The sequence below is a fragment of the Coprococcus sp. TF11-13 genome (assembly GCF_003481085.1).
GTDB lineage: Bacteria > Bacillota > Clostridia > Lachnospirales > Lachnospiraceae > Coprococcus > Coprococcus aceti.
Window position 1 is genome coordinate 13,124 of the sequence record NZ_QUKK01000010.1, and the last position, 22,056, is coordinate 35,179.

Genomic DNA, 22,056 nt, shown 5'->3' on the forward strand with positions numbered 1-22,056 from the left:
CTTTTATAGTGGAACAAAACAGAAACTGCTGCCGTAACGGCCAGAATCGATGCTACTATAACCAGGGAACCTCTGTTAAATATACCGCCTCATCCGGCTCCAAGCCACGTTCCTGTGAATCCGGCACTGCCCCATCCGCAAGATCAGGCAGGCCCCTTGGAATGGCTTATATCCCTGAACAGCCCTTTGAAAATCTGTACGATGCAAAGTGCGGACTTGTGGAGGGAACCATGTTCAAGGATCTCAATCTGATATTCTGCGGGGTAAGGGGGAAATAGGCATGAATAAAATGAACAAAAAACAGCTTCTGCGCTTTATCACAGAGGTCTCTTTTGCACTTGACGATATTGCGCTCTATCTCGACCTTCATCCCGACTGCACCAAGGCGCTTTCGAGCTATGACAACTATCAGAGCATGCGCACCCAGGCTATAAATGATTACGTGAACATGTATGGGCCGCTGAACAAATATCAGGTCACTGACAACAACTATTTCAACTGGGTCAATGACCCTTGGCCATGGGAAGGAGAGTGTAACTGCTAATGTGGGTTTATGAGAAAAGATTACAATTTCCTATAAATATAAAGGAAACCAACGCAAAGCTGGCTCAGGACATAATCAGTCAATACGGCGGCCCAGACGGCGAAATGAGCGCCTCCATGAGATACCTGTCGCAGAGATATTCCATGCCTGACAAGAAGGTCAAGGCGGCTCTGACCGACATCGGAACCGAGGAACTTGCCCATCTCGAGATGGTTGCGACCATCATTTACCAGCTCACAAGGGATCTGAGCATCGAGGAGATCAAGGCATCTGGATTTGACAAATATTATATCGACCACACCATCGGCATCTGGCCCCAGGCGGCAGGAGGAATTCCATTTAACGCCTGCGAATTCCAGTGCAAGGGCGACGCGATAACAGATCTTTTTGAGGATATGGCCGCTGAGCAGAAAGCCAGGTCGACCTACGACAACATCCTCAGACTGTGCAAGGATCACCCGGACGTATATGAGCCTATCAAATTCCTGCGCGAGAGGGAGATCGTGCACTTCCAGAGATTTGGCGAATGCCTTGAGGCTGTAAAAGATACCATCGATCACAAGAATTTCTATGCATTCAACCCTTCATTTGACACCAAGGCACCTTGTTTAAAGAATAATTGAAAATTAGAAATATCGGTGGTAAAATGATGTCACTTTTAACAAGAGAAGAGGCGGTGTTATGTCAGAAAAACAGACCAACCATTCACAGAGATTCGGAATCATACTGGTTCTGTCATGCGGAATCATGTGGGGCATAAGCGGAGTCCTTGGACAATACGTGTTCCAGTCGTCAGATGTAAATGCCACACAGCTTTCCATAATCAGACAGTTTATATCCGGTGTCGTACTGCTTGTCATCGCCGCCGTAAAGAGAGATAAAAAGGCTTTGACCATATGGTCAAAGCCTAAAAGTGTCATATCTATTCTGTTCTTTGCACTCTCAGGTGTCATGGGCGTGCAGTTCACATACTTCGCTTCCATCGAACATTCCAACGCCGCAACCGGCACAGTGATCCAGTTCACATACATAATCATGCTGCTGTTGTACACAACAATATTCATGCACAAGAGACCTCATATATATGAAGCCGCCTCAGTCGTATGTGCATTTGCTGGTATCTTTCTGATCGCCACACACGGCAGCCTGAATTCCCTTGCCATATCCAGGCCGGCGCTCATATGGGGACTCACCTCAGCGGTATGTTTCACTATATACTGCCTTTATCCTCAGAAGCTCTACAATGAATATGGTCTGGTAAATATCATAGGCTGGTCATCACTCATAGCCTCCATTTTCCTTGCGCTGGTCACGAAAACATTCTCACTGCCTCACATGGATGGAAGGATAATTGCAGCCTCACTTGCGGTAGCCATTGTGGGCTCCCTCATCCCATTTACAATATATGGTCTCGGCATCAGCATCCTCGGAAGCGTGAAGGCGAGTCTATTTGTCACAGTCGAGCCCGTGTCAAGTGCCCTGCTGACGTGGATCTTTCTGGGAACCCAGTTCACCCGCATGGATCTGATCGGTTTTCTCCTGATTCTTGGATCCATACAGGTTGTTGCCATAATGACATTTCACAATGAAAAACACATAGTAAAAGCTGAACAGACCCATCTGTCATGATGAAAGTCCATCCAGTTCATCTATCGCACATCTCATAACCCGGATCTCCTGAAGCTTTTCATCAAGAAGCTTCTCCCGGTGTGTGAGTTTTTCGTATATATCTCTTCTTCGTCCGTCAAGGCTTTGCAGCCCGGTTCTGCGGCTGTGTATCTCATCCCGCTGTGCACAGAGCTTATCAAGTTCCGCCCTGCTTTCCTCAAGCTCCGCTGTCAATCTCTTTCTTCCACTCTTCTTCCTGAGTCCCCAGTATTTTGACAATGCATATCCAATATAGTATGCAAGTCCCGCAGCTCCGACAGCGAAGAGCATCGCATACACAAGTCGTCCGTCCGGGAGAATATTATCCCCCCGTGCGACCAATGCATACATTATAACTATCGACAATATTCCAAGTACCATGAGCGGTACAAGTGCTGTTCTTACTCCAGTCCTTATCCAGCTTCGTCTGTACTCCTTAGGAAGCTCCTCCAGATGACGTCTGAGCGTCGTGATCTCAAGTTCGCTTTTCCGCTCCTGTGCCCATACCGAGTTAAGCTCACCCAGAACATCAGAGCTGACCTCGTAGTCATTTTGCAGGCTCATATATTCCCTGACCGCAGCGTCCGCCTCGTATGTCTGACATTTCATCCTGAGTATCTGTCTTACCTGTCTCAGTGTATCGTGATAAAGCTCCCTGCCCATTTTTCTGCCCGATCTTGCATACAGCCCCGACACCTCTATCATCATGTCGACCGCAAGTTTTATTCCGTCTCTGCTTTCAAGATCGGCTACATTCAGTTTATCGAGCAATCTGCCAAATTCTGTATTTTTGTTGGCTCTGGCGTATTCACTGTAGTCGGATCGTTCAAATCTCTCACCTTCCACCGCCAGGATTCTGTAATCCTTCAGCATGGATGATATATCAAATTTCTTCTCACAACCTGCCATACGGTTCAGGCATATGGAATATATATTGTCACGTCCCTCAAGCTCCAGGATACCCAGAATGGCCTCCGTCAGAGCACCGTCCCTTGTATCGTTATCCACCGGATAATCAATTCTTTTATATTCTCTGACCGCAGCAGGCACAAACTTAGTCGAAACCACTCCGTCAGACATTTCCCCATATATATATCCATGTGCGCCTGTTGACTCTCTCGACACAGCCTCCGGACTTCCAGAATAATAAGCCTTGCCCGGAATCTTCATCTGATACTTCTGGTGGCCGCCAAACGCAATGTAATTAAATCCACTGGCACGCAGCCTGTTCCAGTCAACCGGCATCCGTCTCCGGTCACCCCCACATGCGATCAGCACATTACATACCACTTCATCCTGCGGTTCTGCATCATCCACCACCCTGGCATCCATCTTCCTGTCAAAATAACTCACGCCGTATATATCAACATCCTTGTCCGGAAAATGAATATGATCCAGTGCCATGGTCGCCTGCTCATCCCTGACCGCTGTGTACCCCATGTCTCCAGTCTGCTTGTCTCCAATCTGTCTTATTCCAGGGCTTCCGATCACACACACACGGGATTTGAAACCATAGTCAAGAAGCGGCGCATCACTTCCCAGATTATCCTGAAATCCAGCAGCATATATGACCACTGTATGCTTTAAGCTTCCAAATATCTCATCAAGCCATGCAAGCTCTTCCTCAGATGGCTGATGGTCAAACAGATTGCCTGCAACCAGAAGAAAATCCACGTCAAGCTCCCCGGCACGTGCCACCACAGCCTCAAATGTCATGTATATTTCGTTTTTCCTCTCGCCGCTCCATACACACTCCCTGTCAGGCAGCGCGCCGAGCAGCACATCGGATATATGTATAAACGTTATCTTTTTCATCAATCTGTATATTCCAATCCCAAGCATGAAAATGCATTATAATCCGTATTTGTTATGTGTGAGCATGACGCACGCCCCACATTTACATACTCTTTTATAATTATATTAGTATATGTCGATACACGCAAGTGCAACGACATAATGTATGTCGTGCACAGGTGCGACAGCCTTCACGCATCAATGCGCTTCATTATTTCATGTCATCTGACCCTAAAACGTTCATTTCAACAGCCAGAGCATTATTTTGCCAAGTTTAATTTGTTTTTAACTTGTTTTTCTCAATTGACTTTTAGATATGGCTTGCTTATAATATGTTAATGTAGTTTTTTGAAGTATTAATGGAGGATATAATTATGGCAGTCAAGTATGTGTTTGTCACTGGTGGTGTTGTATCTGGACTCGGTAAGGGTATTACTGCTGCTTCTCTTGGACGTCTTCTCAAGATGAGAGGATATAAAGTCACAAGCCAGAAGTTCGACCCTTATATCAATATTGATCCGGGAACAATGAACCCTATCCAGCACGGCGAAGTTTTTGTCACTGACGACGGCGCCGAAACAGATCTGGATCTCGGTCACTATGAGCGTTTTATAGACGAAAGTCTCAACAAGAATTCTAATGTAACAACCGGAAAGGTATACTGGAGCATCCTTCAGAAGGAGCGCCATGGTGATTTCGGAGGACACACAGTACAGGTAGTGCCACATATCACCAATGAGATAAAAGACAGATTCTACAGAAATCCCGATGCAAAGGATACTGAGGTAGCGATAATCGAGATCGGCGGAACCGTTGGAGATATCGAAAGCCAGCCATTCCTTGAGGCTATCAGACAGTTCCAGCATGAGGTCGGTCCTAAGAACTGCATCATGATCCATGTAACTCTTATCCCTTATCTGAAGGCTTCAGGTGAGATCAAGACCAAGCCTACCCAGGCGAGCGTTAAGAATCTTCAGGGAATGGGTATTCAGCCCGATATCCTCGTATGTCGTTCCGATCTTCCTCTTGATCAGGGCATCAAGGATAAGATCGCACTGTTCTGTAACGTGCCGAGCAGAAACGTTATACAGAATCTTGACGTGGATGTTCTGTATGAGGTTCCACTTGCCATGGAGAAGGAGCACCTTGCCGATGTAGTATGTGAGTGCCTGGATATGGAATGTCCTCCACCTGCAGAACACGCATGGCTCGAGTGGACAAGCATGATAGATGCATGGAAGCATCCTGAGAAGAATGTAAGAGTTGCTCTGGTTGGAAAGTACGTATCACTTCACGATGCCTATATCTCAGTAGTTGAGGCATTGAAGCATGCCGGCGTTGCCAACAAGGCAGAGGTTGAGATCAAGTGGGTCGACTCCGAGCTTGTAACAGAGGAGAATGTCGCTGAGATCCTCGGCGATATAGACGGAATCCTTGTTCCGGGCGGCTTTGGCGACAGAGGTATAGAGGGAATGATCACTTCTATCAATTACGCCAGAACACACAAGGTTCCTTACCTTGGACTGTGTCTCGGAATGCAGCTCACAATAGTTGAATTTGCAAGAAATGTACTTGGATATTCAGACGCCCACAGCTCTGAGTTCAATCCAAACTCATTCCACCAGGTAATCCACATCATGCCAAACCAGCACGATGTAACCGATCTTGGCGGCACCCTCAGACTTGGTTCATATCCTTGTGTGCTTGCAAAGGATTCAAAGTCATACCAGTTATACGGTACAGAATATATCCACGAGCGTCACAGACACAGATACGAGGTCAACAATGACTATCGTCAGGCTCTGACTGACAACGGAATGGAGCTTGTCGGACTGTCACCTGACGGACATATCGTCGAGATGATTGAGATTCCTGAGCATCCTTGGTTCATCGGAACACAGGCACATCCGGAATTCAAATCAAGACCAAACAAGCCACATCCTCTTTTCAAAGGATTTGTAGCAGCTGCACTTGAGCATATGGATAAATAATATATAGAGACAGGGAGTATATCAACTGCTGATATACTCCCTGTTTTTCTGTTTATTATGTTTTATAGCAGGTCTGTAAATGACCTTCCGTATCACTCCACCACGTCAAGAAGTTCCGCAAATGTATGGATCTCCGCATCCTTATCCTTCACACTGCCAAACCCGTATGCCGCGTGAATGAACTTTATCCCGGCAAATCTGGCACTGTCGCAGTCGCCCTGGATGTCGCCGACATATGCAGCATCCTCTATTCCATTCTTCTCCATGAGTATCTTTATACTCTCGCCCTTTGATACCTTTGTATCTCCCCAGCAGAGTATATCCTTAAAATACTTTCCAAACCCGTAATAATCAAGAAATGCCTCTATATATCCACTCTGGCAGTTGCTGACTATAAACAGCCTGTGTGATCCCGAAAGCTTCGCAATGGTATCCTCTACACCATCGTACAGAACGCCGCCATGTTCACGGAGATACTCGTTCTCATAGTCTCCGCAGGCATCCATAAGCTGAGTCATTCTGTCCTCCGAATACGCTCCGAACAGCTTGTCGGCAATGGCATCCATTGGCATACCCATAACAGATTTGATATCGGCCTCTGTCACCTTCATGTCCACATCAGCCTGTCTTTCGAGGACTTCACTCCAGGACGCAGCTACATTTGCCGCGCTGTCCCACAGAGTTCCATCCATGTCAAATATAAGTGATTCTACCTTCATATTCTACCTCTCGTATATTCTATTCAAGTATATGGTCAACACCCTGTTTGATGATGGTCACAACGTGCTCATCGGCCAGGGAATATATTATATTCTTGCCCTCTCTTCTGCTTTTTATCAATTTGGCCTGCTTCAGCACCCTGAGCTGGTGTGAAATAGCCGATGCATTCATCTCCAGACGCTCTGCGATGTCTCCGACACTCAGTTCCTTCTTAAGCAGGGCGAACATGATGGATATACGTGTCGCATCGCCAAACACCTTGAACAGGTCTGCCAGATCTGCGAGATCCGACTGTTCCAGTTCATAACTGTCAAAAAAAATATTTTTATCTTCTGCCATATCTATGGTCCTTTCTGCTCCCAAACAAGCAACTCACGTGTTCCATTTGAACAAGTATTCATATGTAAATTTACTACACTTACTTTTTTGTGTCAAGTCACCTGAATCTCATGAATATTTCAAATGATAACTGCACACAATTACATCATACTGAAACGCCGCATTTGGCGCGATCATATTGGAGGTCAAAAATGAAAACATTAAATTGCATATGTCTCACACTGACCATAATCGGTGCTATCGTATGGGGCATTATAGGACTGTTCAGCTACAACATAGTGGATGGCATCTTCGGTGCCGGAACTGCATTTTCCAGAATAATCTATACTCTGGTGGGTGTTGCCGGACTGTATACCATCTCCTTCTACTGGTTCCTCGACAGGGATTAACAGCATTAATATGCAAATGCCCGCACCTATAATAGTGCAGGCATTGTATTACATATCATAAAACAAATTCTGTTATTATCATAAATCCTATGCATACGCACAGTGCCAGTACAAGCGGCACAGATATGATCCTCGGTCTCTTGGCCTCAGTGTTCCTGTTTCTCCTGAACATCGCCAACATATCCATATGCCTTCCATTCAGGTACGCCAACAGCACTATCATCGCCGCAGCCGCACACAATCCCATAAATGCAAATGGAATATATATCAATATCGTCTGCTTGAGCTGATCTGCTGCTATTCCCTCAGAAGCCTGTTTCTCCACCATCTGCTTGAGCACGCTGACATGTGATGCTATATAGCTGATGATGACGGATATCTCATTAAAGCAGAAATGGGCATACATGGTCGTAAATATACTTCCTGTCGCCTCGGCAAGAAATCCCAGCATCATTCCCAGAACCATCGCATATGCCATCTGATTGAAATTCATGTGCATGGCTCCGAACATTATTCCTCCTATGATTATAGCCGCCAGTCTGCTGCCATATCTGTAGCTTCCCATTATGACGCCTCTGTAGGCCAGCTCCTCCACGATTCCTGGAGTGACCGCCATGAGAAGTGTTGACACCCACAGCTTATGATTCGACACAAGACCTGTTGCAAGCTCGGTAGTGGCACTCTCCACCCACAGAAGACTTATGGCATTTATGAGTGTCATAAGAGGCTCAAGAGCCACGACGAACGCCGGAACGATGATTATCGCCAACCAGTGCGTCTTTTTCAATCTGAGCGTTTCGCGCAGATCACATTTGCTTATAAGAATATATATGATCGTCGGCACGAATATCATGCTCTGGCTCAGGATCAGATTCTGAACCATGGTTATATGTGAGCCGATATTCGTCTTCCACAGGATCATAACAACACACAGATACACACATATCAGCGACAGGAAAAACCATGACGCTCCGTGTACCTTTCTCTGAACATTGTCCTGTCCCATACGCTTACTCTACTGTAGCGATGGCTTCTATCTCTATAAGCACATCCTTAGGGAGTCTTGCAACCTCCACGCATGAACGTGCAGGGAAATCGCTTGTGAAGAAATCCTTGTAAATATCATTTATCTTGCCAAAATCATTCATATCCTTGATAAATACTGTTGTCTTCACTACCTTATCCATAGATGAGCCTGATGCCTCTATGAGATTCTTGAGATTGCCGATCGCCTGTCTTGCCTGTACAGTGGCATCTCCCTCAACCAGAGTATTTGTCTCAGGATCGATAGGTATAACTCCTGATGTAAAAAGCATTCCATTCACGAGAACCGCCTGTGAATATGGTCCTATTGCCGCTGGTGCCTTTGGTGTACTTATTATTGTCTTCATGTTTTGTTCCTCCTGTTTTTTACTATTATATATGATGAACTATTACTCCTCATCCATCTCGCTCAGCTCCGCCATGAGAGCCTTTCTGTTGTTGCGCCTTCCGCCATTGCTTCTGGTGAATTTCACCGTGCCTTTTCTGTCAGGCACGGGCTCCGGTGACCGTCTGGATACCGGTTTCTTCGTCTCAGGCTTTGCACGCTTCACAACATCGTCTTTGGTTGTTCCTTTTTTCGCAAGCTCTGCCCGCTCTTCCTCGGACAGTATCTCAATGTTCTTCTCTGTGATCCTTATCTTACCGTCCTTGAGGAGCTTGCCAACCGCCGTCTTAAATGCTCTCTTGCTTATTCCAAATTCCTTCTCTATCACCTTTGAATCTGCCTTGTCATTGAACGGGAGCACTCCATTATATGAATCGATGATATTCAATATCATCTCTGCATTCTCCCTGATCTGCATCTTTATCGGCTTCTGCATGGTGAGGTTCAGCTTGCCGTCTTCCCTGACTGACGCAACCCTGCCCTCAACGTGGTCGCCGGCATATATGGCACTGTGTATCTCCTTCTTCGGGATAAGTGCTGAATATTTGTTGTCCACAGCGACAAATGCACCATACTCGGAGCTGTACTCTATAACTATTCCCGATATAGCATCTCCCTGCTTATATGGGGAATTGCTGCTCAGATACTCATAAACCTTCATGGACACACACAGTCTGTCCGATTTGTCAGTGTACATCCTGACCAAGTATTCATGGTTCTCTCTCACCGGGCCAACCTGCTCCTTAAACGGAAGCAGAATATCCTTTTCAAGCCCCCAGTCCATGAATGCACCTATCTTGGTAGTTCCCACACACCTGAGAACAGCCATCTTACCCATAGTTATATATGGAACATTCACAGTTGCAATGAGTCTGTCATCGGAATCCCTGTATATGAACACGTTGATGTGCTCGCCTGTCTTTATGCCATTCGGAACCTGCTTTCTCGGAAGAAGCACCTCACTGTCAGAATCTGCACATCCAAGATACACACCAAATTCCTTTTCTCTCTTTACTATAAGATCATTCCATTCGCCTATCTTTATCATCGTCATACCGTCCTCTTAATTTTTTCTGTCGACACAGTATATCATATATCCTTACTGCTCCGTTCAAACTGGACAACACACCTTGTCCTGTCCTCTTCATCTGCCAGGATTATCTGAACATATCTGTCGTCAATAAACCTCTTTACTACTATAACATCATCTTTCACATATTGCATCTTATATTCCGCTCTGACTGCAATAATATCCGCAACATCATCCACGTATTCCTGGGCAAGAGCAATATACGCTTCATTATTCATATGATTATTGGAGTCTATCTGATAAGACATGACCTTTCTGGTATCTATAGTCTCCGCATCGCCCAGCAATTTTACCTTGCGCGGCGCATACTCCATGTCTATGGCTGGCTCCATCGGATATGCGTCTGACACCTCTTTTTCTATCTTGGTAGGCCTCAGTCTCTCAGTGTCCATATAACTCCAAATGGATGCCGCCTTGACTATGCGTTCTCCATTCTCGTCCAGTATATCTATATTTCTGAATCCCAGAGATGCCTTGAAATCATATGCCCACGTCCTGACTTTGATCTTCTCTCCCATCGCAGGATATCTGACCACCTCTATCTGCCAGGAAACCAAGAACCATGCCCTGTGATGCTCTGCCAGATAATCCAGTCCTATGCCGACCTCCTCAGACTGCAGTATGGCACAGTCCTGGAAATAGTTCGCTATGGTCGCCATGTTTGATATCTTATTACCACCGGTCTCACTGTACCTGACGATCGCTTCGTATGAATACATTACGCCACCTCCATGATGCTCATTTTACTATAATTTTATACCCTATTTAGAGGGCTATCGCAAGGTGAAAAACTTTTTTCATTTTTTTTAAAAAAGTGCTTGCATTATTCTGAGCTTTAGTATATACTACCATTTGTTGAGGCAATGGGCTATCGCCAAATGGTAAGGCACTGGACTCTGACTCCAGCATTTTCAAGGTTCGAATCCTTGTAGCCCAGCTACTAAGACTTGAGATTTATCTCAAGTCTTTTTTATTTCATAAACCGCTTCATATAATAATACTTACAGTGGGCAGTCCGCTCCACAGCACATAAAAAAGACATGTCGTTAGGCTCCGACATGTCTTTCGTGTATTACTATCTGTGAAAAATTTCATTGGCGTAACAAAAATGTAACACATTTTTAAAACATTATCAATAGGTTTTCGCGTATTTTTCTAAAAATTCAATTTCAATCCAAGCAATTTTCGCGCATTATTCTCAAATATATTGTTTTTGTCCACATCTTCCAGATCAAGGGCCTCTATGTCCGCACATGACTGTTCCTGATCAGACCATGGACTGTCCGTTCCGAACAGGATCTTGTCAGACCCGTGAGCTGCCACTATCTTCTTAAACATGTCACCACCAAGAAGCTGCCATCTGTGCGATGCCCCCTCCCGCCAGTCTATCTGTCCATAGGAAAATGCCGTGTCAAAATACACATCTCTTCCGCAAAGTCTGTTCAGCACGTCATCCCACATCTGCCATCCACCCATATGGGCAAGCACAAGCTTGTCAGGCCCAACCTCATCCAGCACCTCCTCCGCCATTGCAGGAGTGCAGTGAGTCACATCAGGAAGTCCTATGTCTGTTCCCGCATGTGTCACCACGATAAGCCCAAGCTCTGTGGCATAGCTGATTATCCTTTTATATCTTATATCGTTGAAAAAAGCCCCCTGGTAGTCAGGATGGATCTTTATCCCCTTCAGACCTTTGTCGCATATATCCCTGAGTATCTCTTTGTAATTGTCATTGTCGGGATGTATCCCTCCAAACGACCACACATGTGTCTCTGAAAAGCGCTCATTCTCCTCAACTGCGAATTCATTTATATGCTTATATTGTTTCGGAGACGTTGCCACCGGAAGTACCACAGACACATCCACATTTCTGCTCCTCATGTCATTCTCCAGTCCGTCAAGTGTGCCATCCGAATGTGCCCTTGTACCGGATCTACTCTCCAGAAGCCCTACCGTCTTGGCTGCTATCCTGTCGGGATACGTGTGTGTGTGAAAATCTATTATCATAAATATTCCTCCTGTACATTTATACTGCGTAAGCGCAGAACACCTCTGCTGCGGCCATGCTGTTCACGGTCTCCATATCCACAGTTGAAAAACATCGGATTTTGAGGTATCTTTATCAAAGATATTTCCACAAAGGAGAAAACATGAGCAAACGAAAAAAGAAAATGACGCTGAAACAGATGCGTTCCCTCGTCGTCTTTTTGGTCGCCATAAACATCATACTATTATTGTGCATACTTGTCATGGGATTTTTTCTGGCAAGGGCACAGATCACCAAGGGGAAAGGACAGACTGTCATGCTCCAGAAGGCCAACGACACATACACGGTGTGTGTGGATGCTGGTCATGGAGGAAGCGATGTAGGCGCTGTGGGACTTGACGGAAGCTACGAGAAGGACGACAATCTCCGTCTTGCGCAGGAGGTTGCCAAAGCCCTGAAAAAGAGCGGCGTCAACGTCATAATGACCAGATCCGACGACAGCGACACACAGCTCGACTCCCGTTCAAAGATAGCAAACAAGGCCAAGGCTGATATCTTCGTTTCGCTACACCGCAATTCAACAGCCAACCCAAACACCACAAAGGGCATTGAGATATGGATACACAGCTCAGGATCTGAGCGCAGTTATGCGGCCGCAGATGACATTCTGAGCAATCTCGAGGAAGTTGGTATAACCGCCAACCGAGGGGTGCGAATCGGAACCCAGGGAGACAGCGATGATGACTATGCAGTCATCAGAGACACCGATATGACAAGCATGATCGTTGAGATGGGCTTCATGACCAACCAGGACGATCTGGACTATTTCAATGAAAATCTTGAGAACTACGCCAAGGCAATATCCAACGGTGTGGTTCAGTGGCTGAACGATTATGTCCAGTAACGCCGGACATATCATAACATTTGAATAATTCCATAAAAAAATAACACATTGAGCACAGCCCAATGTGTTATTTTTTATTCACTTATAACTGTTCTGTTTCTTCCTGATTCCTTCGCCTTATAGAGTGCTGAATCCGCTCTGTTGAACCATGCCTTGGAACTCTCTCCCTTGGTGTACTCAGCGACACCACAGCTACAGGTTATTCCATCCTTGTTCATAAAGTGGAAATAGTAGCATCTGAACTCTGTTCTTATGTCCTCAACAACATTCATGACCTTGGACAGTTCCACATCATGGAACAGTATCACGAACTCCTCACCGCCGTATCTGAAGGCAAGTCCCATATCCTTCGACTTCTCCTTCATCATCTTACACAGCGCCTTGATAACTATATCTCCATTGCTGTGGCCATATGTATCGTTGACTTCCTTGAAATGATCTATATCAAATATGGTGACATAGGACTTTGCCCCAGTCTGCTCCACATTCTCGATCTCCTTATCAAGGCTCTCCTCAAATGATCTTCTGTTGTACAGGCCTGTCATCGGATCAACCATAAGCTCACTCATCAGTGTTACCTGTCTGTTGTAGCTTCCGGCAATCGATTCCATAAGTGCCTTCGTGTGCTTGTTGACGACCATAACCATCGCACACATAACAGATACTACCAGTATGTATATGAGCAGTGCTCCAACCCAGTTCATCTGTGTGGCAAGCTCACCGACATTCAAATGTAATCTCACAACATTGATGACCATGAGTGCAAGCACCGCAACTCCCGACCATACCGTCAGCTCCTGATCTGCAAATAACGCCGTGGCAATTATGGTGACACACGGAATAAGTATAAGCGGGTATATGGTGCAATATGTAAATGCTATAACACCGACACATACATATATCATACCTGTCACGACATAATTCTTGTGCTTTATGTCCGCCTCATCGTGCTTCATATAAAAATAGCAAATTGTGATCGCTATAGCCTGTACTATCATCGGCAGCACGATATACTTTACTATATATGCGCCTGCTCCTATGCTCTTATCTACTCTGTATACTCCAAATAATATCCATGCAATAACAAAAGAAATACTGCATATAACTATCATCATACGCCATACCAGCATATGCCATCTTGCGTCAATCTCATCCTTGTTAATATCATTCATGTGTACGCACCCCGCAAACCATCATATGTGTTGATTTTACCATATGAGGGTCCTTTTTTCCACCATTAATCAACAAAAGACGGACTTTTTTTATGCCAAAATCCGTCTTTTGTACCAAAAATCGTCAAATTACTTAAGGTTGTAGCCAACCTCAAATGCCTCAAGATTCTTCTCCACTGTCTTAGGTGGAACTGTGTTCTTGATAACCTCAACCCATGCATCATGTGAGAAATCCATGTGCTGTGCCGCGATTCCTATGATGACTGTGTTAAATACCTTGTTGTTGCCAAGCTTCTTTGCCTCGTCCATGGCATCAACTGAGATAACCTTGTACTTGCCGCTGAGCTCCTCGATGATTCCATCAGGATACTGTGCTGCGCCTGTAACTACAGTGATAGGATCTATTCTCTGGTCATTTACGATGATAACTCCATCCTTCTTCAGGAAGTGTGCATATCTGAGTGCCTCAAGTCTCTCAAATGCTATGAGGACATCCGCACATCCCTCTTCCACGATAGGCTCATTTACCTTCTCACCATATCTTACATATGTAACAACACTTCCACCTCTCTGGCTCATTCCGTGAACCTCTGAGAGCTTTACATCATAACCTGCTGCCGTGGTGATTCCACCGAGTATACGGCTTGTGAGAAGTGTTCCCTGTCCGCCTACGCCGACGATCATAATATTCTTTGTCTCCATGATTAGAACTCCTCCCTTTCTATAGCATCGAACTTACAACGCTTCATGCACAGTCCACAGCCTGTACAGAGTGTGTCATCTATACGGATGGTTCCATCCTCCTGCCTGATAACTGCAGGGCATCCAGGCTTTAAGCACATACCGCACTTCTTGCACTTCTCAGGTATTGCCTTGCATCTTCCTGTTATCTTAGTCGTCTTCAAGAGTACACAAGGTGACTTTGTGATGATGACTGATACCTCATCCTTTGCTGTCTCCTCCTTGATGAGCTTCTTAAGACCTTCTATATCAAATGCATTTATCTCATGGACGCTCTGGATTCCCAGTGCCTTGCAGAGATTGTAAATATCAATGGCATATGTAGGATCTCCCATCAGTGTCTTACCTGTTGCGGCGTGATCCTGATGTCCTGTCATACCTGTTGTCGAGTTGTCAAGTATGATGACTGTTCCTGTACTCTGGTTGTATACCATGTTCATGAGTGAGTTCACACCTGTGTGAAGGAATGTTGAATCACCTATGACCGCTACCCAGTTCTTGATATAATCCTTGCCCTTTGCCTTCTCCATTCCATGAAGGGTAGAGATGGATGAACCCATGCAGACTGTTGTGTCAATAACACTGAGCGGTGCGACAGCTCCGAGTGTGTAACATCCGATATCTCCTGCAGCGTGGATCTTCAGCTCTGAGAGGACTGAGAATACGCTTCTGTGTGGACATCCTGGACAGAGGATAGGTGGTCTAGCTGGAACCTGAGCAGCCTCGACTGTCTCTATCTTCTCGCCGAGAAGCTTCTCTCTGAGCATATTTGCGCTGTACTCACCCTGAACTGTAAGCAGCTCCTTGCCGACTGCATCTATTCCCCATGATCTGACCTGAGTCTCGATATGTGGCTCAAGCTCCTCGATGACATACACCTTGTCTACCTGTGCACAGAAGTCCTCGATCATCTTTCTTGGGAGTGGATTTACCATGCCAAGCTTTAAGACTGATGCGTTTGGCATAGCCTCTCTGACATACTGGTAAGGGATACCGCTGGTGATGACACCCACACTCTTGTCTCTCATCTCAACTCTGTTGATCGGCATGTCAGCTCCGTCTGCTGCCATGTCCTTGAGTCTCTGCTCTACAAATACATGACGTGGTATAGCGTTACCAGGCATCATGACATATTTCTTTATATTTCTCTCATATGGCTTGTCAGGAATCTCCTGTCTGTCACAGAGCTCTACAACGCCCTGTGAGTGTGAGAGTCTTGTGGTTGTACGGAGCATTACAGGAGTATCATACTTCTCACTCAGCTCAAATGCATACTTTGTGAAATCCTTTGCCTCCTGGCTGTCTGATGGCTCAACAACTGGGATCATGGCTGTTCTTGCTACAAGTCTTGAATCCTGCTCATTCTGTGATGAGTACATTCCAGGATCATCTGCTGCAACAAGTACCATACCTCCGTTCACACCTGTGTATGCTGCGGTGAACAGCGGATCTGATGCCACGTTCACACCTACATGTTTCATCGACACTATTGATCTCACTCCCGCAAATGATGCACCGATCGCTACCTCTGTGGCTACCTTCTCATTTGGTGACCACTCTGAGTAGATATCTCCTTTGTACTGCACCATGTTCTCACTGATCTCTGTACTTGGTGTTCCAGGATATGCCGCTGATACCTTGACACCCGCTTCATAACAGCCTCTGGCGATGGCTGCGTTACCAAGCATAATCTTTTTTTCGCCCATGAATCTTACCCTTCCTGTCTATATTGATATTCTTGTTTTTATTTTTTCGTCTTAATTGACACTCTAATTTGTTATTATACAAGAATTATCAATAAAATAAAAGAGTTTTATACAATGTGATTACAAAGTGTGATTACAAAGCCATATCGAACAGCTCCTCTTATCGACATTTTTCCTAGTCAGTTATATTCTGTGTCTGACGTACCATGTCTGCAAAGCCCTGCCACTGCATATCGATAATATCGCCACTGCCGGCTGAACTGTCCACCTTACCGCCAACAAGAGCCATAACCATATCAAAATCTGCAGAACCCACATATTCACTGTTTTTGAGGATCATACCATAGGCCGCCACGGCACTTGCCGCACTCATGTCAACGGACATTTCGCTGCTGTAGCTGTCAGTCTTCACCACACGGCTCACAAGACTGCTCTTATCCCCATCCGGCTCCTTGTATCTTACGTTCACTGTCGCAAGCTCACCGGTATAGTCCTCTGCGCTATCAGACTTATCCTTAACGTCTTGTGATGCAGTCTTCGATGTATTTGCCTGATTGGAATCCTGTCCGTATTTGTGCTCGGCTGCAGGCACATCGAAGTCTGATTCCGCAGGCACTATCTCATAGAGCACCGTCACCATATGTCCTGCGCCTATCTCGCCGCCGTCCACAGCGTCATTTGCAAAGTCCGCATCCGCAAGGGCGCGGTTCTCATAACCTATCTGCCTGTAACCCTTGACATTTGCCGAGTTGAACTCTATCTGGAACTTCACATCTTTTGCAACAGTGTTCAACGTGCCGCCCATCTCATCCACCAGCACCTTCTTCGCCTCGTATGCAGAATCTATAAATGCAGAGTTTCCGTCACCGTTATCAGCAAGAGACTCAAGCTTGTTGTCCTTCAGATTGTCCGTTCCAAACCCAAGCACGCTGAGAAAAATGTTGTTTTCCTTCTTCTCCTCGGTTATCAGATCCACAAGGTCGCTCTCACTGGTAAGCCCCACGTTCAGATCCCCGTCCGTTGCAAGTATGACACGGTTGTTACCTCCCTCTATAAAGTTCTTCTCCGCCAGCTCGTAAGCTGTGATGATGGCATCGCCGCCGTTGGTACAGCCCTCGGCTGTCATACTTGAAAGCGCCTCATTTATCGTGTACTGCTCTGAGCCGGATGTGCCCGAGAGCACCACCGTATCCTCACCCGCATATGTGACTATGCTCACCTTGTCGTTCTCATCCAGATTCTCCGCCAGCATGGCAAATGACTGCTGCACGAGTGGGAGTTTGTTATCCTCATACATGGATCCCGAGGTGTCGATCAGGAACACCAGATTTGAAGGCTTCTTGTCTCCAAAATCTATTTCATCCGTGTTGATCCCAACCATCATGAGCTTTGTGGCCTTGTTCCACGGGCAGTCCGAATATTCTGTGTATATGGAGAACTTCTCTCCATCCTCAGGCTTCCTTCTGTAGTCATAGGTAAAATAGTTCAGCATCTCTTCTATTCTCACCGCTCCGTCCGGTGGGAGACAGCCTGACTCTATATACGACCTGACGTTGCTGTATGATGCCGTATCCCTGTCCGCCGCAAATGTGGAGAGAGGTCTGTCCGCTGTGGATACAAATCCATTCTCCGCCACGCTGTCATACTCTCTCGTATCGTAGGCGATCTCTGTATACATAGAATTTGAAGTATCTGTCACCATCGCTGTATCTCCAGCGACTGTTGCCACATCACAAGCTTCCTCCGCATACATAACATCATTCGACGTACTGTTGAATATTCCACTCAAGCCATTGTCCTGCAGCGACTTCTTTTTTTGCTTACTTTCTTTTTCCCTGTACTTTTCTGCGATCCCTGTTATCTCTGTCTTATCCCCATTTTGTTTTTCAAGGCGCATTCCCCTGCCATCTACTGCATCATCGTTACCGCAGCCCGTAAGACCTCCTACCATCATAACCCCTGCCATAACTGCGCATATGGATCTTGCAAATATTTTTGAATTATATTTCATCATAAAAAATCCCTCCGTAATATGAATTTCAAGCTACCGGTCAAGCTTTATATTCTATATACGAAGGGATTATTATTTTTTATGGTAATTTCTGTATTTTTTAATTTTTGATTTGTTTGTGCTATTCTGCCCTCTCAAATCTGTACCAGTTGCCCTCAACCTTCACTACAAGGCTGCCATCATCACACACAATGTAGGCTGAGTTTCTGGATGGGTTCATGTCAAAGTTGACCTCGCCGTCATTTGCCGGCACGCCATCGGTGTAGCTCTCAGCGTAGGCCGCTTTGCTCTCATCCACGCTGTCAGCATCGACCATGTCGTATGTGTCCCTGTAGAGCACACCATCCAACATGATCATGGGGATATAGTCAGCACTATTCACAGAATTCTGAGCATCAGTATTTCTCTGTACATCATAACTCGCCGTGGCGTTTTCTGCCATTTCAGCAGCATCGCTTTGAATATCGTCTGCCGCAGCCGCGTCACTTTCTTGTGCATAATAACTTTCATCCGAAGTCACCTTCACACTGTTGTCCTGCGCTGTCTTATCGCTTGCCCTCTTACGGCTGTTCCTTAACGGTCCGGCTACGATCAGCACACACACCACTGCCGCTGCCACAAGACCGGAAACGATCTGGATGGTTCTTCTGTTCCTGTCTTTACGGTCTTTCTTGACTCCAAACTTCTTATCTCCAGATTTCTTATCCTGCACCCGCTGCGCATCCACCGCATCAAGTCCTGCCTCTATTTTTTCCCAGAGATCAGGTGCATCCATATTCTCTATATATTTGTCAGCTATTTCCTTTTCCAGTTCATCTTCATGTCTGTTCATAGTCTGCACCTCCTAAGTCTCTTGATCGCACTGTTGTAAAGCCATGTGACTGTTCCCATCGGCTTGCCAACTATCTCTGATATCTCTCTGAAGGTAAATCCTCCAGCCACCTTCATATCAACTATCTCCCGCTCATCAGGCTTAAGCGACTCCATGGCCACCTTCAGTGACACGCTGTTCACAACCTGTTCCTCCATGCTGCCACTCTGCCCGGTCTCCGGTATCTCATCCACCAGAGCCTCACGGTCTATCTTCCTGATCCTGTCCACCGCCATATTCCGGGCGATCGTGACCAACCATTTCTTATGTCCATTTCCCGGCTTATAGCTTCCCGCAATGCTATACAGCTTGATGAAGAATTCCGATGTCACATCCTCAGCCTCCTCGCGCTGTCCTATGGTGTCGTACACCACAGCATATATGAGCTTCAGATACGCATCATATATGTGCCGCAGGCTATCCCTGTCGCCCGCCGCCATCGCAGACATGCACTGTTCAAATTCTCTGTCTGTCATAGCTCCCTCCTCATGATAATATACGTTATATCAACTGATTTTTATGGAATGTCATTTAACTTTTTAATCTTTTCCGCCTATTTACAACATCATATCTTCCGCATGGCGGCAAATCCCATCACGTAATTTTTCCTGCCACCAGCCGTGTCAAATGGCCATACCATATGGCGGCTGTCAACCAGCTCCACGTCGTAGTTCATATGAAGCGACATATCCTTCATGAGCTGTGCCACACCTTCTATGTGCTCCACCGACTTCATCGTCTCCACATCCCGCCTGTCAAATGCATTTGCAAGCTTCTCTGCGCATGTCTGATCCTCACATGCAGCGACCTCATATCCATATATGAGTACATCCTTTGTCATATGGTACATGTAGTCATTGAGTCTCTCCACCGCCGCCTCGTTCAGCCCCGAGATGGCACTGCTTATGAGTCTAAGATCCTCGTCATGATAATTGTCCCTGTAGTGGTAAAGCAATGCCGCAAATCTGGAATTTAGCTGGCTGTGAAGCCCGACCGCCACACTGTAATCAAATATATCAAGATACCTGTCGGTGTCATTTACTATATCCCCAGATTCCGTTCTGCCAATATATTTACCGGAATTGGCAGTCGCTATGCCTGTCAGGAACTCAAGTATATGCTCGGTGTCCTCACAGTCCTCAAGCATCGCCTCATACAAGCGGTACTGGTCATCGTCTACATGCCAGAATGGAATATCCGCTATTATATAATCCTGTTCCTTCAACCCATATTCCCTGACTGCCGAAAGCACAGCTTCCCTGTCTCTGTCTATGAGCACCAGCCTGTAATTATCTGCCAATCTTCCTATATCTATATCGCCGGCCGGCCCTATTCCCCACAGTGCAAGCACAGGCTTTGAATTCGCTGCATCTGCATCCTGTCCGGATTCTTTTTTTACCCGGCAGTTATTTTCTATATATTCCGTCACCTCACGTCTGTACTGTTCCCATCCCACATAGGAATCCGGTATACGCTCCGTGGCGATCATCTCATCAAAATAGCTCATTGTCTTCTCCTGACTCTGTGAACTGACAAATAAAGCAAAAGGGTTATGCCTGTCAGTATTTATTGATCATTCACAGGTATTTTATAAAATTTTATTTTTAAGCACAAGTGGAATGTAGTATAATACACATAGTTGTGCAACAGGACACACCATTCCAGTTTTTTTACATTTTGGAGGAGTTATGGAATCAATACAGACAAACGCTCTGAACAGCAAATACATCAATTCACTCCTGCGCCCGGAGGAAAATCCTTTCATGCAGGAGATGCAGAGTTTTGAGGAGATCATGATGATGTATTCATGTGCCATCAGAGAGGTGAAGACAAAATTTGAAGTGCTGAACGATGATTTCAGCGTAAGATATAAGAGAAATCCTATAGAATTCATACAGTCAAGGATCAAGAAGCCTGTCAGCATTGCCAAAAAGCTTGCAAGCAAGGGCTGTCCGGTGACATGTGCAAGTATACTGAACAATCTGGATGACGTCGCCGGAATAAGAGTCATCTGCCCATTCATCGACGACATATATATGGTGGCAGAAAAGCTCATAAGTCAGGACGACATCACCCTGATCGAGGCAAAAGACTACATATCGCATCCAAAGCCAAATGGCTACCGCAGTCTGCATGTCATAGTCGAGATTCCTGTGTTCTTCGCAGACCACACAAGGAATATGCGTGTGGAGGTACAGATCAGAACAATCGCGATGGACTTCTGGGCGAGCCTGGATCACCAGCTCAGATATAAGAAGGATATCCCGAACGTGGACATGATCTCCGCAAGACTTAAGAAATGCGCAGATGTCATATCCGCAACAGACCTTGAGATGCAGTCCATCAAGAACAGCATATATGGTCAGAGGTATATTCCTGAACTTAAGAGAGAATCACCTGAAGAATAACTACAGTTATCTATTACTGATATTTTTCAACCTCAGGTAGAATGAAAAAATTGAAATATTTGCAACTTTTCATTTGACATTTTATCAAATCTGTTGTAGTATAACTGATGTTGTTAAGCAACATGTGTGCATAGCTCAGCTGGATAGAGCACTTGGCTACGGACCAAGGTGTCGGGGGTTCGAATCCTCTTGCGCACGTGACAGAAGCTGTCTGAATTATTTCAGACAGCTTTTTTGTTTCATCAAAACTACTTTATAACAGCCAAATATTATTCATAAAAAAAGCCAGGGGGTGCGACTATAAGCTTTATTT

General features: G+C 45.7%; 23 protein-coding genes and 2 tRNA genes. 10 read left to right on the forward strand and 15 right to left on the reverse strand.

Going from position 1 to position 22,056, the window contains the following annotated elements:
• The first annotated feature begins 8 nt into the window (after window positions 1–8).
• The 4 genes from DXD11_RS12810 to DXD11_RS12825 are packed head-to-tail and all read left to right on the forward strand — an operon-like array spanning window position 9 to window position 2,173.
• Window positions 9–278 carry a spore coat associated protein CotJA gene (locus DXD11_RS12810; RefSeq protein WP_158579444.1) on the forward strand — a complete coding sequence of 90 codons (270 nt, stop codon included), beginning with the start codon at window positions 9–11 and terminating at the stop codon, window positions 276–278.
• A gap of 2 nt (window positions 279–280) precedes the next feature.
• Window positions 281–544 carry a spore coat protein CotJB gene (locus DXD11_RS12815; protein WP_022216733.1) on the forward strand — a complete coding sequence of 88 codons (264 nt, stop codon included), beginning with the start codon at window positions 281–283 and terminating at the stop codon, window positions 542–544.
• On the forward strand, window positions 544–1,167 hold the full coding sequence (locus DXD11_RS12820; protein WP_118758542.1) for a manganese catalase family protein: 624 nt from the start codon (window positions 544–546) through the stop codon (window positions 1,165–1,167). The genes DXD11_RS12815 and DXD11_RS12820 overlap by 1 nt, the downstream gene beginning before the upstream one ends.
• Window positions 1,168–1,225: 58 nt before the next feature.
• Entirely contained in the window at window positions 1,226–2,173 is a 948-nt protein-coding gene (locus DXD11_RS12825) for a DMT family transporter (protein ID WP_118758543.1), read from the forward strand.
• Here DXD11_RS12825 and DXD11_RS12830 read toward each other — a convergent pair.
• Entirely contained in the window at window positions 2,168–4,006 is a 1,839-nt protein-coding gene (locus DXD11_RS12830; RefSeq protein ID WP_118758544.1) for a metallophosphoesterase family protein, read from the reverse strand. The two genes, DXD11_RS12825 and DXD11_RS12830, sit on opposite strands and share 6 nt — an antisense overlap.
• A 353-nt stretch (window positions 4,007–4,359) precedes the next feature.
• Here DXD11_RS12830 and DXD11_RS12835 point away from each other — a divergent pair, with 353 nt between their 5' ends.
• Entirely contained in the window at window positions 4,360–5,976 is a 1,617-nt protein-coding gene (locus DXD11_RS12835; RefSeq protein ID WP_055224254.1) for a CTP synthase, read from the forward strand.
• A gap of 92 nt (window positions 5,977–6,068) precedes the next feature.
• Here DXD11_RS12835 and DXD11_RS12840 read toward each other — a convergent pair whose 3' ends face one another.
• Both DXD11_RS12840 and DXD11_RS12845 read right to left on the reverse strand, forming a co-directional pair.
• Window positions 6,069–6,695, reverse strand: a complete 627-nt coding sequence (locus DXD11_RS12840) for an HAD family hydrolase (protein ID WP_055224256.1) — start codon at window positions 6,693–6,695, stop codon at window positions 6,069–6,071.
• A gap of 19 nt (window positions 6,696–6,714) precedes the next feature.
• Complete coding sequence (locus DXD11_RS12845; RefSeq protein WP_117551314.1) at window positions 6,715–7,035, reverse strand: ArsR/SmtB family transcription factor; 321 nt, start codon at window positions 7,033–7,035, stop codon at window positions 6,715–6,717.
• Window positions 7,036–7,226: 191 nt separating this feature from the next.
• Between DXD11_RS12845 and DXD11_RS12850 the strand changes: the two genes are divergently transcribed.
• Window positions 7,227–7,424 (forward strand): DUF378 domain-containing protein, encoded by a 198-nt coding sequence (locus DXD11_RS12850; protein WP_117551312.1) that lies wholly within the window; start codon window positions 7,227–7,229, stop codon window positions 7,422–7,424.
• 55 nt (window positions 7,425–7,479) lie between these two features.
• Here the strand turns inward: DXD11_RS12850 and DXD11_RS12855 are convergent, their stop codons facing one another.
• Genes DXD11_RS12855 through DXD11_RS12870 form a run of 4 tightly spaced genes read right to left on the reverse strand, consistent with a single transcriptional unit; the run spans window position 7,480 to window position 10,662 of the window.
• Window positions 7,480–8,430: a CPBP family intramembrane glutamic endopeptidase gene (locus tag DXD11_RS12855; protein WP_118758545.1), complete on the reverse strand. Its 951-nt coding sequence runs from the start codon at window positions 8,428–8,430 to the stop codon at window positions 7,480–7,482.
• A 4-nt stretch (window positions 8,431–8,434) separates the two neighbouring features.
• On the reverse strand, window positions 8,435–8,815 hold the full coding sequence (locus DXD11_RS12860; RefSeq protein ID WP_117551308.1) for a RidA family protein: 381 nt from the start codon (window positions 8,813–8,815) through the stop codon (window positions 8,435–8,437).
• A 42-nt stretch (window positions 8,816–8,857) separates the two neighbouring features.
• Window positions 8,858–9,907 carry a CvfB family protein gene (locus tag DXD11_RS12865; protein WP_330426643.1) on the reverse strand — a complete coding sequence of 350 codons (1,050 nt, stop codon included), beginning with the start codon at window positions 9,905–9,907 and terminating at the stop codon, window positions 8,858–8,860.
• A 35-nt stretch (window positions 9,908–9,942) separates the two neighbouring features.
• Window positions 9,943–10,662: an acyl-[acyl-carrier-protein] thioesterase gene (locus DXD11_RS12870; protein WP_118758546.1), complete on the reverse strand. Its 720-nt coding sequence runs from the start codon at window positions 10,660–10,662 to the stop codon at window positions 9,943–9,945.
• A gap of 145 nt (window positions 10,663–10,807) precedes the next feature.
• Between DXD11_RS12870 and DXD11_RS12875 the strand changes: the two genes are divergently transcribed.
• Window positions 10,808–10,880 (forward strand) — tRNA-Gln (locus tag DXD11_RS12875).
• Window positions 10,881–11,098: 218 nt separating this feature from the next.
• Here the strand turns inward: DXD11_RS12875 and DXD11_RS12880 are convergent.
• Window positions 11,099–11,950, reverse strand: coding sequence for an amidohydrolase family protein (locus DXD11_RS12880; RefSeq protein ID WP_118758547.1), 852 nt, complete (start codon window positions 11,948–11,950; stop codon window positions 11,099–11,101).
• A 143-nt stretch (window positions 11,951–12,093) separates the two neighbouring features.
• On the opposite strand from DXD11_RS12880, the gene DXD11_RS12885 reads away from it, so the two are divergent.
• Window positions 12,094–12,834, forward strand: a complete 741-nt coding sequence (locus DXD11_RS12885; RefSeq protein WP_117551302.1) for an N-acetylmuramoyl-L-alanine amidase family protein — start codon at window positions 12,094–12,096, stop codon at window positions 12,832–12,834.
• A gap of 74 nt (window positions 12,835–12,908) precedes the next feature.
• Here the strand turns inward: DXD11_RS12885 and DXD11_RS12890 are convergent, their stop codons facing one another.
• The 7 genes from DXD11_RS12890 to DXD11_RS12920 form a co-directional block, all read right to left on the reverse strand.
• Complete coding sequence (locus tag DXD11_RS12890) at window positions 12,909–14,006, reverse strand: GGDEF domain-containing protein (RefSeq protein ID WP_015533434.1); 1,098 nt, start codon at window positions 14,004–14,006, stop codon at window positions 12,909–12,911.
• Window positions 14,007–14,135: 129 nt separating this feature from the next.
• Window positions 14,136–14,708, reverse strand: coding sequence for an indolepyruvate oxidoreductase subunit beta (locus tag DXD11_RS12895; protein WP_015533435.1), 573 nt, complete (start codon window positions 14,706–14,708; stop codon window positions 14,136–14,138).
• Window positions 14,709–14,710: 2 nt separating this feature from the next.
• Window positions 14,711–16,453, reverse strand: a complete 1,743-nt coding sequence (gene iorA / locus DXD11_RS12900; protein ID WP_022216725.1) for an indolepyruvate ferredoxin oxidoreductase subunit alpha — start codon at window positions 16,451–16,453, stop codon at window positions 14,711–14,713.
• A 175-nt stretch (window positions 16,454–16,628) separates the two neighbouring features.
• Window positions 16,629–18,467 (reverse strand): vWA domain-containing protein, encoded by a 1,839-nt coding sequence (locus DXD11_RS12905; protein ID WP_118649845.1) that lies wholly within the window; start codon window positions 18,465–18,467, stop codon window positions 16,629–16,631.
• Window positions 18,468–18,585: 118 nt separating this feature from the next.
• Window positions 18,586–19,296 (reverse strand): hypothetical protein, encoded by a 711-nt coding sequence (locus DXD11_RS12910; protein WP_118649846.1) that lies wholly within the window; start codon window positions 19,294–19,296, stop codon window positions 18,586–18,588.
• Complete coding sequence (locus tag DXD11_RS12915) at window positions 19,293–19,811, reverse strand: RNA polymerase sigma factor (protein WP_015533439.1); 519 nt, start codon at window positions 19,809–19,811, stop codon at window positions 19,293–19,295. The genes DXD11_RS12910 and DXD11_RS12915 overlap by 4 nt, the downstream gene beginning before the upstream one ends.
• Before the next feature lie 89 nt (window positions 19,812–19,900).
• On the reverse strand, window positions 19,901–20,842 hold the full coding sequence (locus DXD11_RS12920) for a hypothetical protein (RefSeq protein WP_015533440.1): 942 nt from the start codon (window positions 20,840–20,842) through the stop codon (window positions 19,901–19,903).
• A gap of 181 nt (window positions 20,843–21,023) precedes the next feature.
• On the opposite strand from DXD11_RS12920, the gene DXD11_RS12925 reads away from it, so the two are divergent.
• On the forward strand, window positions 21,024–21,743 hold the full coding sequence (locus DXD11_RS12925) for a GTP pyrophosphokinase (RefSeq protein ID WP_015533441.1): 720 nt from the start codon (window positions 21,024–21,026) through the stop codon (window positions 21,741–21,743).
• 124 nt (window positions 21,744–21,867) lie between these two features.
• Window positions 21,868–21,941, forward strand: a tRNA-Arg gene (locus DXD11_RS12930).
• Window positions 21,942–22,056 lie beyond the last annotated feature (115 nt).

Coding starts and splice junctions, on each gene's coding strand:
- DXD11_RS12865 (WP_330426643.1), bottom strand. CDS start 9,907: ATGACGATGATAAAGATAGGCGAATGGAATGATCTTATAGTAAAGAGA.
- DXD11_RS12840 (WP_055224256.1), bottom strand. CDS start 6,695: ATGAAGGTAGAATCACTTATATTTGACATGGATGGAACTCTGTGGGAC.
- DXD11_RS12870 (WP_118758546.1), bottom strand. CDS start 10,662: ATGTATTCATACGAAGCGATCGTCAGGTACAGTGAGACCGGTGGTAAT.
- DXD11_RS12835 (WP_055224254.1), top strand. CDS start 4,360: ATGGCAGTCAAGTATGTGTTTGTCACTGGTGGTGTTGTATCTGGACTC.
- DXD11_RS12910 (WP_118649846.1), bottom strand. CDS start 19,296: ATGAACAGACATGAAGATGAACTGGAAAAGGAAATAGCTGACAAATAT.
- DXD11_RS12890 (WP_015533434.1), bottom strand. CDS start 14,006: ATGAATGATATTAACAAGGATGAGATTGACGCAAGATGGCATATGCTG.
- iorA (WP_022216725.1), bottom strand. CDS start 16,453: ATGGGCGAAAAAAAGATTATGCTTGGTAACGCAGCCATCGCCAGAGGC.
- DXD11_RS12920 (WP_015533440.1), bottom strand. CDS start 20,842: ATGAGCTATTTTGATGAGATGATCGCCACGGAGCGTATACCGGATTCC.
- DXD11_RS12905 (WP_118649845.1), bottom strand. CDS start 18,467: ATGATGAAATATAATTCAAAAATATTTGCAAGATCCATATGCGCAGTT.
- DXD11_RS12825 (WP_118758543.1), top strand. CDS start 1,226: ATGTCAGAAAAACAGACCAACCATTCACAGAGATTCGGAATCATACTG.
- DXD11_RS12915 (WP_015533439.1), bottom strand. CDS start 19,811: ATGACAGACAGAGAATTTGAACAGTGCATGTCTGCGATGGCGGCGGGC.
- DXD11_RS12855 (WP_118758545.1), bottom strand. CDS start 8,430: ATGGGACAGGACAATGTTCAGAGAAAGGTACACGGAGCGTCATGGTTT.
- DXD11_RS12820 (WP_118758542.1), top strand. CDS start 544: ATGTGGGTTTATGAGAAAAGATTACAATTTCCTATAAATATAAAGGAA.
- DXD11_RS12845 (WP_117551314.1), bottom strand. CDS start 7,035: ATGGCAGAAGATAAAAATATTTTTTTTGACAGTTATGAACTGGAACAG.
- DXD11_RS12895 (WP_015533435.1), bottom strand. CDS start 14,708: ATGGAGACAAAGAATATTATGATCGTCGGCGTAGGCGGACAGGGAACA.
- DXD11_RS12860 (WP_117551308.1), bottom strand. CDS start 8,815: ATGAAGACAATAATAAGTACACCAAAGGCACCAGCGGCAATAGGACCA.
- DXD11_RS12815 (WP_022216733.1), top strand. CDS start 281: ATGAATAAAATGAACAAAAAACAGCTTCTGCGCTTTATCACAGAGGTC.
- DXD11_RS12885 (WP_117551302.1), top strand. CDS start 12,094: ATGAGCAAACGAAAAAAGAAAATGACGCTGAAACAGATGCGTTCCCTC.
- DXD11_RS12925 (WP_015533441.1), top strand. CDS start 21,024: ATGGAATCAATACAGACAAACGCTCTGAACAGCAAATACATCAATTCA.
- DXD11_RS12880 (WP_118758547.1), bottom strand. CDS start 11,950: ATGATAATAGATTTTCACACACACACGTATCCCGACAGGATAGCAGCC.
- DXD11_RS12830 (WP_118758544.1), bottom strand. CDS start 4,006: ATGAAAAAGATAACGTTTATACATATATCCGATGTGCTGCTCGGCGCG.
- DXD11_RS12850 (WP_117551312.1), top strand. CDS start 7,227: ATGAAAACATTAAATTGCATATGTCTCACACTGACCATAATCGGTGCT.